At 70.0% G+C, this 14,345-nt stretch carries 13 protein-coding genes; 3 read left to right on the forward strand and 10 right to left on the reverse strand.

From position 1 onward, the window contains the following. Nucleotides 1-84 precede the first annotated feature (84 nt). The gene (gene rpoH / locus DEO45_RS10535) at nt 85-948 is read left to right on the forward strand and encodes an RNA polymerase sigma factor RpoH (RefSeq protein WP_114343301.1); all 864 of its coding nucleotides are present in this window, start codon (nt 85-87) and stop codon (nt 946-948) included. A 78-nt stretch (nt 949-1,026) separates the two neighbouring features. Here the strand turns inward: rpoH and DEO45_RS10540 are convergent, their stop codons facing one another. Both DEO45_RS10540 and DEO45_RS10545 read right to left on the reverse strand, forming a co-directional pair. After that, nucleotides 1,027-2,418 (reverse strand): S41 family peptidase, encoded by a 1,392-nt coding sequence (locus DEO45_RS10540; RefSeq protein ID WP_114343302.1) that lies wholly within the window; start codon nt 2,416-2,418, stop codon nt 1,027-1,029. Nucleotides 2,419-2,536: 118 nt separating this feature from the next. After that, nucleotides 2,537-3,757: a murein hydrolase activator EnvC family protein gene (locus DEO45_RS10545; protein ID WP_114343303.1), complete on the reverse strand. Its 1,221-nt coding sequence runs from the start codon at nt 3,755-3,757 to the stop codon at nt 2,537-2,539. A gap of 378 nt (nt 3,758-4,135) precedes the next feature. On the opposite strand from DEO45_RS10545, the gene DEO45_RS10550 reads away from it, so the two are divergent. Together DEO45_RS10550 and ligB are read left to right on the forward strand one after the other, a co-directional pair. Beyond that, the gene (locus DEO45_RS10550; protein ID WP_114343304.1) at nt 4,136-4,912 is read left to right on the forward strand and encodes an NRDE family protein; all 777 of its coding nucleotides are present in this window, start codon (nt 4,136-4,138) and stop codon (nt 4,910-4,912) included. A gap of 93 nt (nt 4,913-5,005) precedes the next feature. Then, a complete protein-coding gene (ligB, locus tag DEO45_RS10555; RefSeq protein ID WP_114343305.1) occupies nt 5,006-6,697 on the forward strand; it encodes an NAD-dependent DNA ligase LigB in 1,692 nt (563 codons plus the stop codon). Nucleotides 6,698-7,017: 320 nt separating this feature from the next. Here ligB and DEO45_RS10560 read toward each other — a convergent pair whose 3' ends face one another. The 8 genes from DEO45_RS10560 to DEO45_RS10595 all read right to left on the reverse strand — a co-directional run bounded on the left by DEO45_RS10560 (nt 7,018) and on the right by DEO45_RS10595 (nt 14,274). Continuing rightward, nucleotides 7,018-7,419 (reverse strand): YchJ family protein, encoded by a 402-nt coding sequence (locus DEO45_RS10560; RefSeq protein ID WP_114343306.1) that lies wholly within the window; start codon nt 7,417-7,419, stop codon nt 7,018-7,020. Nucleotides 7,420-7,474: 55 nt separating this feature from the next. Further along, a complete protein-coding gene (locus tag DEO45_RS10565) occupies nt 7,475-8,071 on the reverse strand; it encodes a DUF938 domain-containing protein (RefSeq protein ID WP_114343307.1) in 597 nt (198 codons plus the stop codon). A gap of 13 nt (nt 8,072-8,084) precedes the next feature. Then, nucleotides 8,085-8,282: a hypothetical protein gene (locus DEO45_RS10570; protein WP_114343308.1), complete on the reverse strand. Its 198-nt coding sequence runs from the start codon at nt 8,280-8,282 to the stop codon at nt 8,085-8,087. Between the two features lie 92 nt (nt 8,283-8,374). After that, nucleotides 8,375-8,953 (reverse strand): NnrU family protein, encoded by a 579-nt coding sequence (locus tag DEO45_RS10575; protein ID WP_114343309.1) that lies wholly within the window; start codon nt 8,951-8,953, stop codon nt 8,375-8,377. 70 nt (nt 8,954-9,023) lie between these two features. Further along, on the reverse strand, nt 9,024-9,578 hold the full coding sequence (locus DEO45_RS10580) for a HutD/Ves family protein (RefSeq protein ID WP_114343311.1): 555 nt from the start codon (nt 9,576-9,578) through the stop codon (nt 9,024-9,026). Further along, the gene (gene dinG / locus DEO45_RS10585; RefSeq protein ID WP_114343313.1) at nt 9,575-11,692 is read right to left on the reverse strand and encodes an ATP-dependent DNA helicase DinG; all 2,118 of its coding nucleotides are present in this window, start codon (nt 11,690-11,692) and stop codon (nt 9,575-9,577) included. The genes DEO45_RS10580 and dinG overlap by 4 nt, the downstream gene beginning before the upstream one ends. 188 nt (nt 11,693-11,880) lie before the next feature. Beyond that, entirely contained in the window at nt 11,881-12,534 is a 654-nt protein-coding gene (locus DEO45_RS10590) for a DsbA family oxidoreductase (RefSeq protein ID WP_114343315.1), read from the reverse strand. Nucleotides 12,535-12,609: 75 nt separating this feature from the next. After that, complete coding sequence (locus DEO45_RS10595; RefSeq protein WP_114343318.1) at nt 12,610-14,274, reverse strand: NAD(P)/FAD-dependent oxidoreductase; 1,665 nt, start codon at nt 14,272-14,274, stop codon at nt 12,610-12,612. Between the last annotated feature and the right edge of the window lie 71 nt (nt 14,275-14,345).

A 14,345-nucleotide genomic window follows, 5' to 3' on the forward strand; every position in this document is an offset into this window, starting at 1 on the left:
CATTAAAGCGCGGAACCAATCCCGCGCTTTAGCACTCCAACCACCCGAGTGCTAAACTTCGACGCTATTCAGGAGGTTCCACCCATGTCTCAAGCCTTGGTGACCGCCAACTTCCCGCTGCCGAGTGTCGTCGGCAGTCTGGATGCGTACATCTCCGCGGTCCATCGGATCCCGGTGCTGAGCTCGGAAGAAGAGCAGGCACTGTCGCGCGACTATCTCGAAGAGGCCAACCTGGCCGCCGCGAAGAAGCTGGTGATGTCGCACCTGCGTTTCGTGGTGCATGTGGCTCGTGGCTACTCGGGTTACGGTCTGCAGCTGGCCGACCTGATCCAGGAGGGCAACATCGGCCTGATGAAGGCGGTCAAGCGCTTCGACCCCGACCAGGGCGTGCGTCTGGTCAGCTTCGCGGTGCACTGGATCCGTGCCGAGATGCACGAGTTCATATTGAAGAACTGGCGCATCGTCAAGGTCGCCACCACCAAGGCGCAGCGCAAGCTGTTCTTCAACCTGCGCAAGAACAAGAAGCGGCTGGGCTGGATGAATGCGGCCGAGGTGAGCACGGTGGCGAAGGACCTGGGCGTGCCCGAGGCGACTGTGCGCGAGATGGAATCGCGCCTGTCCGGCCGCGACATCGGCTTCGAGGCTCCGGCCGATGCCGACGACGATGCCAAGCCGGCCCCGGCGGCGTTCCTGGTCGACGACGGCGCCGACCCGTACGAGAACGTGGCCGACGAGGACTACGCCGACAACCAGATGCAGACCCTGAACGACGCGCTGGGCCACCTGGACGAGCGTTCGCGTAACATCATCCAGCGTCGCTGGCTGGACGACGACAAGGCCACGCTGCAGGATCTGGCCGACGAGTACGGCGTCTCCGCCGAGCGCATCCGCCAGGTCGAGGCGAACGCCATGAAGAAGATGCGCGGCCTGTTCGTCGCGGCGGCCTGAGCCCGCGCTTCGCTGCCAATGCAAACGGCCCCGCACGGGGCCGTTTTCTTGTCCGGCCCCCGGCGGCCGGCGTGCCGCTCAGCGATGCGCGGCGGCGGGCTGGCGCAGCGCCATGCCCTTGAGCACGTTCAGCGCCTGTGACAGCGCGTAGTCGCTGGTGGCCAGCTTGGCATCGGCGGCACTGCCGTCGTCGTTGATGTCGCCGCCGGCCTTGGCCTTCTCGTTGGCCAGATGGTTGGGCAGGTCGGCTTCCGAACTGATCAGCACCGGACCGTGGTCGGACGCGTTCACCGAGAGGTCGGCCAGCGCGATGTCGGGCTTGATGCCCTCGGCCTGGATCGAAGTGCCGTTCGGCGTGTAGTAGCGCGCGGTGGTGATCTTGACCGCATGCTCGGCGTCCAGCGGCAACACGGTCTGCACCACGCCCTTGCCGAACGTGCGCTGGCCCATGATCAGCGCGCGGTGGTTGTCCTTCAGCGCGCCGGAGACGATCTCGGCCGCCGAGGCGGTCCCGTTGTTGGTCAGCACGATCATCGGCGCGCCGCCGAGCTGGTCGCCCGGGTGCGCCGTGAAGCTCATGTTCGCGTCCTGCAGCCGGCCGCGCGTGGTGACGATGGTGCCGGCATCGAGGAAGTCGTCGCTGACGCCGACCGCCGCAGTGAGCAGGCCACCGGGATTGTTGCGCAGGTCCAGCACGGCGCCCTTCGGCGGCCCGTTCTTCGCGATCAGCTGGCCCAGCTTCTTCTCGAGGTCGGCGGCGGTGTCGCTCTGGAACTGGCTGATCCGCACGTAGGCGTAGCCCGGCTCCAGCTCGCGCACCTTGACGCTGCTGATCGCGATGTTCTCGCGTACCAGGTGCAGGTCGATCAGCTTGTCGCTGTTCTGGTGCACGATGGTCAGGTCGATCTTGCTGCCCGGCTTGCCGCGCAGCTGCTTGAACATCTCATCGACGTTCTGCGCGTCGACCACGGTGCCGTTGACCTTGACGATGCTGTCGCCCGGCTTGATGCCGGCGCGTGCCGCCGGGGTATCGTCGATCGGCGAGACGATGCGCAGGCCGCCGTCGACCTGCAGCACCTCGATGCCGAGGCCGCTGTATTCGCCGGTGGTGTCCTCGTTGAGTTGGGTGAGGCCCTCCTTGTCGAGGTATTCGCTGTGCGGGTCGAGGCCGCTGAGCATGCCGGTGATCGCCGCCTTCATCAGGGTCTTGTTGTCGACCTTCTCCACGTAGGCCTGGCGGACCACCTCGTAGACGCGACTGAAGTTGCGGATGTCGTCCAGGTCCACCTGGTCGACGGAACTGGCGCTGGCTGGCGCGGCCGCGCGGCTGGTGGCGGCCGGCAGATCGACCGGCGGCGCGACCGTGGCGGCCCCGGCCGGTGCGCTCTGCGCGCGGGCGCCCGGCGTGGCCAGCAGCAGGAATGGCACGGCCAGCAACAGGGTGAACGGGCGGCGAGGGGATGGACGCATGGGTGGCTCCGTACGGCGGCGACGTCGCGCTGTCACGCGACGGAAGGACCAGCTTCCGGCTTTGACAACGGAACGCCAGCGTAATTCATCGGCAGCCGGCGACGCCATGCCGGCCGCGTCAGCGGCGCTGGGCCAGCCAACCGCGCGGATCGACCGGCTGGTTGTTCCTGCGCAGCTCGAAATACACGCCAGTATTGACGCCGGTGGGTGCGCTGGCGGTGCCGATCGCCTGGCCAGCCTCGACCTCGTCGCCGACGGTGTGCAGCAGGGCCTCGTTGTTGCCGTACATGCTCATCCAGCCGTTGCCGTGGTTGAGGATCAGCAGCATGCCGTAGCCGCGCAGGAAGCCGGCGTAGATCACCCGGCCGCGTGCCACCGCGTGGATCTCGCTGCCGCCGCTGGCCTTGATCAGCACGCCGTTGCCGTAACTGTTGACCACGCCGCTGGCCGGCCACGGCAGGTTGCCGCGGATGTTGGCGCCGGCGCTGCCGACCTCGAGCGGCGGTGGCGGCTTGTGCCCGGGATGTTTGCGCGCCGCCGCCGCGCGTTCGGCGGCGGCGCGGGCGGCGGCTTCGTCGATCGCCTTCTGCAGCCTGTCGAGCAGGTGGTTGAGCGACTGCGCGTTCTGCTTCATCGCTGCCAGCCGCTGCGCCTGGTCCCGGTATTGCGCGTCGGTGGCGGCGGCCAGCTTTTGCTGTGCGGCGCGCTGCTGCGCCAGTACCGCAGCCTGCTGCCCGCGTTGCGTCCGGGTCGCCTGCAGCGCCTGCTGTTCGGCGCTGATGGCATGCTCCAGTTCCTGCAACTGCGCCAGGTCGGTCATCAGCTGCTGCACGCGCCGTACGCGGTCCTGCTGGAAGTATTTCGAGTACACCAGCGCGCGTGCGATGCGCGCCACGTCCTCGTCGCCCAGCAGCAGCCTAAGGTCTGAGCCGTGGCCGAGCGCGTAGGTAGCGCGCAGCAGGTCGGCGATCGCGGCGCGCTGGCCGTCCAGCTTCCGGCCCAGTTCGGTGCGCTGCAGTTGCAGCTGGTCCAGTTGCTGCTGCTTGGCGGCCAGTTCGGCATCGGTCTGGCGCACCGCGCGCGCCGCGCCGGCCAGCGCGTTGGCCTGCCGCGCCAGTTCCGCATTCGCGCTGTCGCGACGGGCGGCGGTGTCGGCCTGCTCCTTCGCCAGCGCTTCCATCCGGTGCTGCAATTCGGCCAGCTTCTCCTTCGCCGCGACTTGCTCGTTGCGGCTCCTGCCGTCCTGACGTGCCTGCAGCGCCGGTGGTGCGAGGGCGGTAGCCAGGCCGATGGCAAGGACGGGCAAGGCGTGGCGAAGCAGGCAGGCGGGCTTGGGCATGCCGGGATTATCACCGAGCCGGCTGGCCCAGGCGAGACGGCCTCGCCACGGCCGGCCGGCGACCCCGCGGGCGGATCTCGCCGGTGGCCCGGGAAACCGGCTGCGTATGGCCGTCCAAATCACTTTTGACGCGTCGCAACCGCTGTGCTCTAGTGGACGCCCTTCCGCGTGCCGCGACGGTGTCGCCGACGGGCATGCGCCCGGCACGCCCACGACGGAACACACGATGGTGCAGTCAGGCGACCCCATGCTCCATGCTCCGGTTTCCAGGCTCGACGGCGGCGGCTTCGGCGCACCGGCAAGTGACGGCGGGATCGACACCGTCCGCGGCGAGCATGGCCGGGTGCCGGCATGGCCCGCCCCGCCCGGGTCGTCGCGATGTGCCTGATTGCCTTCGCCTGGAACACCCATCCGCGCTGGCGTCTGCTGCTGGCCGGCAACCGCGACGAGTTCCACGCGCGCCCCAGTGCGGCGCTGGCACGCTGGGACGATGCGCCGATTGTCGGCGGCCGCGACCTCGAGGCCGGCGGCACCTGGCTCGGGGTCACCGATGGCGGGCGCTGCTGCGTGGTGACCAACGTGCGCGACCCGCGCGATCCGCAGCTTGGCACATCGCGCGGCCTGCTCGCCACCGACTACCTCGTCGGCGAAGCCGATGCCGCCGCGCACGCGCAACGGCTGCTGCGTGCGGCCGCCGACTACCGTCCGTTCAACCTGCTCACCTTCGATGCGCGCGCGGCGTTCTATCTCGGCAATCGCCCCGATCCGCGCGCGCAGGCCGTGACCTCCGGCGTGCACGGCCTGTCGAACGCCGACTTCAACACGCCGTGGCCGAAAACCCGCGCGCTGATGCAGCGGCTGCAGCAGTGGATCGACGAAGCCGGCGACGAGGACTTCGCACTGCTGTTCGAGGCGCTCGCCGACGAACGACAGGCGCCGGATGCGCAATTGCCCGACACCGGAGTGGGACTGGAGCGTGAGCGCCTGCTGTCGCCTGCGTTCATCCGCGGCGAGCAGTACGGCACGCGCGCCAGCACCGTGGTGGCGATCGGCCACGATGGCGGCGGGGTGATCGTGGAACGTCGCTTCGGGCCGGGCGGCCGCTTCCACGGCGAGACGATGCTGCGCTTCGGCGCGCTCGCGCCGCACCGCTAGCTCGGCGCCTACGCCGGCGATCGGCATCGCCGGCTGCCCGTGCGTGCGGGCCGGGGCTAGCCTTTCGCCAGGTCCATGGAACGGAACGGGCGCATGCGCAGGGAATGGTTTTCGCTGGCCGTCGGTGTTGCGTTGTCCATCGCCGGCGCGGCGCATGCGGCCGATTGCCCGGACTGGTCGCCGGTGCGGGCGCGGCAGGAGCTCGCCATGCTGCACGACCGGCTGGATGGCTGGAACCGCGCGTACCGGGCCGGCGATGGATCGCCGGTGAGCGATGCGGTCTACGACCAGGCCACGCAGCGCCTCGCCGCGTGGCAGCGTTGTTTCCCCGCGCAGGCGCCGGCACCGCTGGCCCATCTCGCCGATGCCGGCGGCCGGGTACGTTTGCCGGTGGCACAGACCGGCCTGGCCAAGTTGCCGGACGACAGGGCGGCAGGTGCGTGGATGCACGCGCGCGACGACCGCGACCTGTGGGTGCAGCCGAAGGTCGACGGCGTGGCGGTCACCCTGCTGTACGTGGACGGCCAGTTGCGCCAGGCGACCAGCCGCGGCGACGGCCTGCAGGGCTCGGACTGGACGCAGCCGGCGCAGGCGATCGAGGCGATTCCGAAGCGCCTGCCGCATGCGCCGGCGCAGGTGGTGCTGCAGGGCGAACTGTACTGGCGCCTGCCCGGCCATGTGCAGGCCGACGACGGCGGAGCCAACGCGCGCTCGGCAGTGGCCGGCGCACTGGCGCGCAGCTCGCTGGATGCCGACAGCGCGGCGCGGATCGGCCTGTTCGTGTGGGACTGGCCAAACGGCCCGGCCGGCATGCCGGCACGGCTGGCCGGGCTCGCGGCGATGGGTCTGGCCGACAGCGTGGCGTACACGCGACCGGTCGCCACGCTGGATGAGGCGAAGCAGTGGCGCGAGCGGTGGTATCGCCACGCGATGCCGTTCGCCGCCGATGGCACGGTGCTGCGCCAGGGCCATCGGCCGCCGGCCGCAAGCTGGACCGCGGTGCCGCCGGACTGGGCGGTGGCGTGGAAGTATCCGGCCGCATCGGCGCTGGCCGAGGTGCGTGCAGTCGAGTTCACCGTCGGTCGCAGCGGCCGCATCACGCCGGTGCTGGAGCTGGAGCCGGTGCAACTGGACGACCACCGCGTGCAGCGGGTCAGCGTGGGTTCGCTCGGGCGCTGGCGGCAGTTGGACATCCGACCTGGCGACCAGGTCGAGGTGGCGCTGGCCGGGCTGACCATCCCGCGCCTGCAGTCGGTGGCGTGGCGCACGCAGCAGCGGGTGACGGTGACGCCGCCGGATCCGGCGCAATACGGTCCGCTGACCTGCTGGCAGGCCACGCCGGGCTGCGAACAGCAGTTCCGCGCGCGGCTGGTCTGGCTGGGTGGCCGGCAGGGCCTGCAGCTCGAGGGACTCGGGGCGGATACCTGGCAGGCGCTGATCGATGCCGGGCTGGTGCACGGCCTGGTGGACTGGATGAGCCTTACGCCGGAGCAGCTGGCGACCGCGCCGGGTCTGGGCGCCGTCCGCGCCGCGACGCTGGCGCGCAACTTCGCCGAGGCGCGCGATCGTCCTTTCGCGCGCTGGCTGCAGGCGCTGGGCGTGCCCTCCGGCGTGGCGGCAGGACTGCCCGACTGGGCCGCCTCGACTGCGCGCGAGGCGAGCGACTGGCAGGCGTTGGAGGGCATCGGTACCGGGCGCGCAAACCAGCTGGTGGCGTTCTTCGCCTGTCCCGAAGTTCGTGCGCTGGCCGCACGTCTGCGGGTGGCGGGCGTGCAGGGTTTCTGAGCCTCAGCTCTTGGGAAGAAAACCACATCCTGTGGTTTTCTTCCGCCGCGAGTCCGGCACATGTGTGCATGCCATCCTGGCATGCACCCTGCGGGCCAGCCTGCGGCTGTTCAAATCCGTTCCTGACGGATTTGTCCGGACTCGCTCACGCGAATCAGGCACTTGCGGGCCCGATCCGCGCCTGGCCATCGGGCAACCGCTCCTGCGTTGCCTCAACTCGGGTATCGGGCAACTGCTCCTGGGTTGCCTCAACTCGGGCATCCATGCCCTCGCCATGCCCTCGCCATAGCCGGGCTTCGAGGTTGAAAAACCACAACCTCTCAGCTCTTCAACTCGCCGTCGTGGTAGTACCAGCGGCCGTCCTCGCGCACGAAGCGGCTGGTCTCATGCTGGCGCTGCGCGCGACCGCCGCCGAGGCGATAGCGGGCCACGAACTCCACGATGGCATGGGCGTCGTCGATGGCCTGCTGGCGGCGCACCTCCAGCCCCAGCCAGGTCGGCGGCGGCTGCTGCGCGGCCAGCCGCAGGGAGGCCGGGCGGGTGTCGGCATGCCAGCTGGCCAGCAGGTAGTCCTCGCGCTTGAGCACGTAGGCGCTGTAGCGCGAGCGCATCAGCTGTTCGGCCGTGGCGGCGATGGCGCCGTCGTGCAGCGGCCCGCAGCATTGGCTGTAACCGGCCGGGTTGCCGCAGGGGCAGGGGGTCAGCGTGTCGATCGACTTCATGCCGCCTTTGTACCCGGTTCGGCGCGATCATGCAGGTCTGGCGTATGGGCGATGCTCAGCCGTGGACGCGCTGCCACACGCGGCAGCGGTTGTTGGCCGGCATCGCGACGTCGGCGCGCAGGCGGAAACCGGCGGCGTTGGCCAGTGCGTCGACGGCTTCGGCGTCGCGGATCGCCATGTGCTCGCCGCGTGCCTTCAGCCATGCGTCGAACGCGGCATTGCCGTCGCTGCTGTAGCGGCCCTGCTCATTGAACGGCCCGTAGATCGCCAGCACGGCATCGCCGGTGGTGATCGCGGGTAACCGTGCGAACAGCCGCTGCACCTCGGGCCAGGCCATGATGTGCAAGGTGTTGGCGCTGAACACCGCGTCGAACGGGCCGTTCGGCCAGGAACCGCCGACGTCCAGTTCCAGCGGCGGCGGAGTGTTCGGCAGCGCCGCCTCGTCCAGCCAGGCGCGGATGCCGGGCAGGTTTTCCGCGCGGTCGGAGCTCTGCCAGCTCAGTTGCGGCAGTGCCGCGGCGAAATGTACCGCGTGCTGGCCGGTACCGCTGCCGATCTCCAGTACCTGTCGGCGGTCGGCGAAATGTTCGCGCAACACGCCGAGGATCGGTTCGCGGTTGCGCTCGCACGAAGGCGAGTGCGGCTTCTCCACGCGCAGGCGAGCGTCAGACGGGATGCCCGCGCAGCACGCGTGCGGGCAACATCAGCAGCGCAGCGAGGAAGGCGAACACGGCGCCTACGGTGATGCCGACCAGCCGCAGCGGCAGCAACAGCAGCCACACGATCGGGTACAGCACCAGCGCCAGCAGCGCCAGCGGCCAGCAGAACACCAGCAGCAACAGCCAGAGCAGGAAACCAGCCATGCGGTGATCCTCGCGGAGGGGTGGAATGGATACCGACTTTAGCGCAGCTCGATACCCGCGCGCAGGTGACTCTCGGCACCCCCGCGACAGGTTCACGCCATGGGGTTCACGCCGATCAGCCGCAGGTGCAGCCACAGCGCGAACACCGCCCAGCCGGCGATGCCGACCACCACGGCCAGCAGGTCACCGGCCAGGGTGCCGGCCGGATAGACCGTGCCAGCGGCGCGATCGCGTCGGCGCGACACGATGAACAGCAGCACGGCCCACAGCAGGAACGCGCCGAACAGCAGCACGTCGTGCAGCATGCCGGTGGCCAGCAGGTGACCGACCGCCCAAGTCTTCACGCCCAGCAGCATCGGATGGCCGAACTTCGCCTTGAGATGGTTGCGCGGGATGTACGCGGCCGCCACCAGGACGAAGGCAAGCAGGGTGAACAGCGCGTTGAGGTGACGCAGCCACAGCGGCGGCACGTACAGCGGCACGGGATGCTGCCTCGCCAGGCCGAAGCCGTACACGATCAGCACCAGGCCGATGATCGAGGCCACCGAGTAGATGCCTTTCCAGCCCATCTCGCCAAATCGCGCCCGCTGCCGGTTGCGCCAGCCGTCGGCGAAGATGCGCAGCGAGTGGATGCCGAGAAAGATCAACAGGCCGAGGATCAGCACGGGCATGGCCGGACTCCAGTGGCGGTGGGAAGTGGCGAATATAGGAGGCTGCCGCGCAACGTCATAGTGACAATCGTCAGGCGACGGCCTCGACCCGCGCGACCAGGGCCAGCGCGCCCGGGTGCAAGGTCAGCGCCGCGGCGGCGGGCGGCGGCCGCCAGGCGTCGCCCGGGTGCAGCATGCCGTCGGCGCTGCCGATCGTGCCGCGGGCGCAATACACCAGCACGGTGGCGTCGTCGGTCAGGTATGGCCCCGCATCCCGCCATACGTCGATCGCGCCGCGCACCCGGGCACGGCGCAGCATCAGGTTGAAGTCGCGGGTGGGGCCGCCAGCCAGCGTCACTTCCACTTTCGCCTCGCCGGGAAACGCGAATGGCGCGAACGGCGTGGTCAGTGCGTGCACGCGGCCGTCGTCCAGCATCATCGTGAAGCCGGCACCGTCGAGCAGCACGATCTGCCGGTCGATGCCGGGAAACGAGGAGAACGGCGCGGCACTGTCGACTTCGGCGATGCTGACGCGCCAGAGGAAATCGCCGCTGCCGGCAGCGGACGGCTGGACGGCCATTTCGCGAGTGCGGCCCAGGCCGTTCTTCCACGGCTGCGAGGGGCAATCGGCCAGGCGGATGATCATGCGGTCCTCTCGATGATGCGCTGGAACGGCGGCAGCGCCTTCAGCATGCCGGCGCCATAGCGCTTGGTGACCACGCGGCGGTCCAGCAGCACGATGCGGCCGCGGTCGGTCTCGTTGCGGATCAGGCGGCCGCAGTACTGGGTGAGCAGGCGCGTGGCCTCGGGGATGCTGACCTCGATGAACGGGTTGCGCCCGCGCGATTCCAGCCATTCGGCATAGGTGGCGCCGACCGGGTCGGTGGGCACCGCGAACGGCAGCTGGGTGATCACCACCGTCTCGCACAGCTTGCCGGGCAGGTCGAGGCCTTCGCCGAACGAGGCCAGCCCGAACAGCGTGCTGCCCTTGCCGGCCTCGATGTCGGCGCAATGCTCGGCGACCAGCTGCGACTTGCCCAGCGAGCCCTGCGCGCGCACCTTGCGCACCTGCGCGATCGGCAACTTCTGCAATACGCGGTCGAGCTTCTGGCGCGAGGTGAACAGCACCAGGTTGCCGGCGTCCCAGTCCAGGTTTTCCGCCAGCCACTCGCTGATCTCCTCCGCGTGTGCCTCGCGCGCGTCGGGCAGCGTGCGCATCGCCGGCACTTCCAGCCGTGCCTGCGCGGCAAGGTCGAAGGGTGAGGGCAGGCTCAATGTCACCGCGTCGTCGGGCAGGCCCACCGCGTCGGCGAAGCCGCGGAAGTTGCCGCCCGCGCTCAAGGTGGCTGAGGTGAGCAGCACGCCGCTGGCATTGCCCCACAGGACGCTGCGCAGCAGGTCGGCGGCGGATACCGCCGAGGCGTGGCAGACCAGTTGCTGGTCGCCGCCCAGGGTGACCCAGCGCGCCAGCGGCGGCGCGTTGTCCGGATCGTCGCCGGACCATGCGCGCCAGCAGCTGGCCTGCCTGCCGATGCGTTCCAGTGCGATGCCCAGCTCGCGCGCCAGCGCCTCCTGGGTCGGCCCGCCGTCGGTCATCTCGACCACCGCGCGGCGCACCGCGCCAAGCCAGCGCTGCACCTCGCCGGTGAGCAGGCTGAGCAGGCGCGCGCGTTCCACCCACGGCTCGGGCAGCTGGCCCAGCGAGCCGCGGTACATCGGTTCGGTCTCGGCCGGGTCGGGCAGCCATCCTAGGCGGATCTCCTTCTCCAGCTCTTCCAGCGCGTCGCTGAGCTCCTGCAGCTTCGCGTCGCCCTTGTCCAGCGTGAGCTTGCCCAGGCTTTCCTTGTCGGTGAGCGAATACGCCGCATGCACCTGCCGGCCGAGCCGGCTCAGCTGGCGCACGCTGGCGGTCATATAGACCTCGGCTGCGCCGCGGTCGATCGCCTTGCCCGGCACGTGGTGGCCTTCGTCGAAGATGTACAGCGTCTCGTCGGGGCGCGGCAGGATCACGCCGCCCCATCCCTGGGTACCGTCGCCCTCGTCCTCGCCCGGCATGGTGAGGTCGGCCAGCACCAGGTCCTGGTTCGCCACGATGATCTCGGCGTCGTCCACCGCGCGGCGCGCGGCGAAGAACGGGCAGATCATGAACTGACCGCACTTGCGGTTGGTGCAGCCGCCGGCGCTGGTGGTGATCATCGGCCGGAGCAGGTCGCTGACCGGCTCCGGCGCGCTGTCCATGTCGCCGTTCCACTCGTTGCGGTCGAACGCATCGCGCAGCTTTGCCAGCGCCTGCTTGTCGCGCGGCTGCGGCGGCTTGCTCCACAACAGCAGGTCCGCCTCGAAACCGGCCAGGCCCAGTTGCGCGTCGTGGACGCTGTTGGCCGCCATCAGCAGGTTGCGCGGGCACAGGTAGCGGCCGCGGCCCTTGGCCAGCGCCACCTTCGCCTCGATGCCGTTGAGCTTGAGGTACAGCGGGATGTCCCGCTGCACCAGCTGTTCCTGCAGCGCCACGGTGGCGGTGGCGATCAGCAGCTTCTTCTTCTGGAAGCGCGCCACCGCCACCCCGGCGATCAGGTAGGCCATCGACTTGCCGGTGCCGGTCGGGGCCTCGATCACCGCGACGCCGCCTTCGGTGGCCAATGCCTTGGCCACCTCGGCGATCATGCGCCCCTGCGAGGCGCGCGCACGGAAATCCGGCAGGCCGTCCTTCAGGCGCGAGTAGGCGGCGCGGATGGCGTCTTTGGTGGTGTCGGCGAGCATGCGGTGGATCGGGAGCCTGTGGCGCGGGTACGCGTGGACGCGGCGGCGGACGTGGCGCCGGATGACAGGCGGCAGTTTATCGGTATTGCGTGTTCACCCGCAGGCAGGCGGCTGCTCCTCGCCCGGCCAGCTGCGCCCGCTGCCGCCGCGCGGGAATCGGTCGCGGCGCCCCCGCATGCCGGGCGCGCCTACTCCGCGGCGGCGATCTGGCGCAACGCCTGCTCGAACGCCTCCGGCGGCTGCCCGCCGGAAATCAGGTGCCGGCCGTTGATGATGGTGGCCGGCACCGAATGGATGCCGCGCGAGGTGAAGAACTCCTCCTGCGCGCGCACCGTGTCGGCGAACTCGTCGCCGGCGAGGATCTGACGCGCGCGTGCGGCGTCCAGGCCGACTTCGCCGGCGAGCCGCACCAGCGTATCGTGCGCGCCGACATCCTCGCCGTCGGTGAAGTACGCGCGCAGCAGCACCTGCTTCAATGCGAGCTGGCGGCCTTCCAGCCCGGCCCAGTGCAGCAGCCGGTGCGCGTCGAAGGTGTTGTAGACGCGGCGGCGCCGCGCCATGTCGAAGGTGAAGCCCAACGCCGCGCCGCGTTCGCGGATCATTTCCTGGTTCGCCGCCATCTGCGCCGGCGTGCTGCCGTACTTGCGCACCAGATGCTCGACCGCGTCCTCGCCCTCCGCCGCCATCTGCGGGTTCAGCTCGAACGGCTGGAAGTGGATCTCGGCCGTCACCTCGCCGTCCAGCTTCGCCAGCGCCTGCTGCAGCGAAGCCAGCCCGATCGCGCACCATGGGCAGGAAACGTCGGAGACGAAGTCGATACGAAGCGGAGCGGGCGTGGACATCGGGGTACCCTGGTCGTGAGGCAGGCAGTGCAAGTACTGCGGATCCGATCAAGATGCGGCCGCGACGCGGCGCAATCAACCGCCGGTCGGAACCAGGCTGCCGGTGATGCTCAGCGCGACCGCCTCGGCGACCTTGATGCCGTCCACCGCGGCGGAAAGGATGCCGCCGGCGTAGCCGGCGCCTTCGCCGGCGGGGTAGAGGCCGCGGGTGTTGAGGCTTTGCAGGCTGTCGTCGCGCGTGATGCGGACGGGCGAGGAGGTGCGCGTCTCCACGCCGGTGAGGATGGCGTCGTGCATCGCATAGCCGCGGATCTGCCGCTCGAACGTGGGCAGCGCCTCGCGGATCGCGGCGATCGCGTAGTCGGGCAGCGCGCTGTCGAGGCTGCCCAGGGTGACGCCGGGCTGGTAGGAAGGTTGCACGTCGCCGAACTCGCGCGAGGCGCGACCGGCGAGGAAGTCGCCGACCCGTTGCGCCGGGGCGCTGTAGTTTTCGCCGCCGAGCACATAGGCGCGGCTTTCCAGCGCGCGCTGCAGGGCGATGCCGGCCAGCGGGCTGCCGCTGGCATCGAACGGCGCGAAATCGGCGGGTTCGATGCCGACCACCACCGCCGCGTTCGCGTTGCGCTCGTTGCGCGAGTACTGGCTCATGCCGTTGGTGACCACGCGGCCGGGTTCGCTGGTGGCGGCCACCACGGTGCCGCCGGGGCACATGCAGAAGCTGTATACGGAGCGGCCACGGCCACCCTGATTTCCTTTGCCGTGATGCACCAGCTTGTAGTCGGCCGCGCCGAGGATCGGGTGGCCGGCCTGCGGGCCGAAGCGGGCGCGGTCGATCACCGATTGCGGGTGCTCGATGCGGAAGCCGATCGAAAAAGGCTTTGCCTCCAGGTACACGTCGCGTGCATGCAGCATCTCGAACGTGTCGCGCGCGCTGTGGCCGAGCGCCATCACCACCTGGTCGGCACGGAGCTGCTCGCCGCTGGCCAGGGTGACGCCGCGGACGTGGCGCTCGCCGGCTGCATCGGTGTCGATCAGCAGATCGTCCACGCGCTGGCTGAAGCGGATCTCGCCGCCCAGCGACTCGATCGTGGCGCGCATGTTCTCCACCATCGTCACCAACCGGAACGTGCCGATGTGCGGCTTGCTGACGTAGAGGATTTCCTCCGGCGCGCCGGCCTTGACGAATTCGGTGAGCACCTTGCGGCCGTGATGCTGCGGGTCGCGGATCTGGCTGTGCAGCTTGCCGTCGGAGAAGGTGCCGGCGCCGCCTTCGCCGAACTGCACGTTCGATTCCGGGTGCAGCTGGCGCTTGCGCCACAGGTCCCAGGTGTCCCGGGTGCGCTCGCGCACTTCCTTGCCGCGGTCGAGGATGATCGGGCGGAAACCCATCTGCGCCAGGATCAGCCCCGCGAACAGCCCGCAGGGGCCGAAGCCGACCACCAGGGGGCGGTGCTCCAGCCGCGGCGGGGCCTTGGTGACGAAGTGGTAGCTGGTGTCCGGCGTCGGCTGCACGTGCGGGTCGCCGGCGAAACGACGCAGCAGTTCGGCCTCGCGCGGGGTGTCGATGTCCAGTGCGTAGATCAGCGTGATCGCGCCGCGCTTGCGGGCGTCGTAGCCGCGCCGGGCGACGGTGTAGCCGGTGAGCGCGGCGGCGTCGATGTCCAGCCGCCCGAGGATCGCGGCGGTGAGCGCGGCCTCGCCGTGATCGAGCGGCAGCTTGAGGTCGGTCAGTCGCAGCATGGGTGCCCGGGGCGGTCGTCGACTAGGAGGGGCGTTGGCCCGGTCGGCTATTGTCGATGCGATCGCGCGTA

Source organism: Rhodanobacter denitrificans (assembly GCF_003335105.1).
GTDB lineage: Bacteria > Pseudomonadota > Gammaproteobacteria > Xanthomonadales > Rhodanobacteraceae > Rhodanobacter > Rhodanobacter denitrificans_A.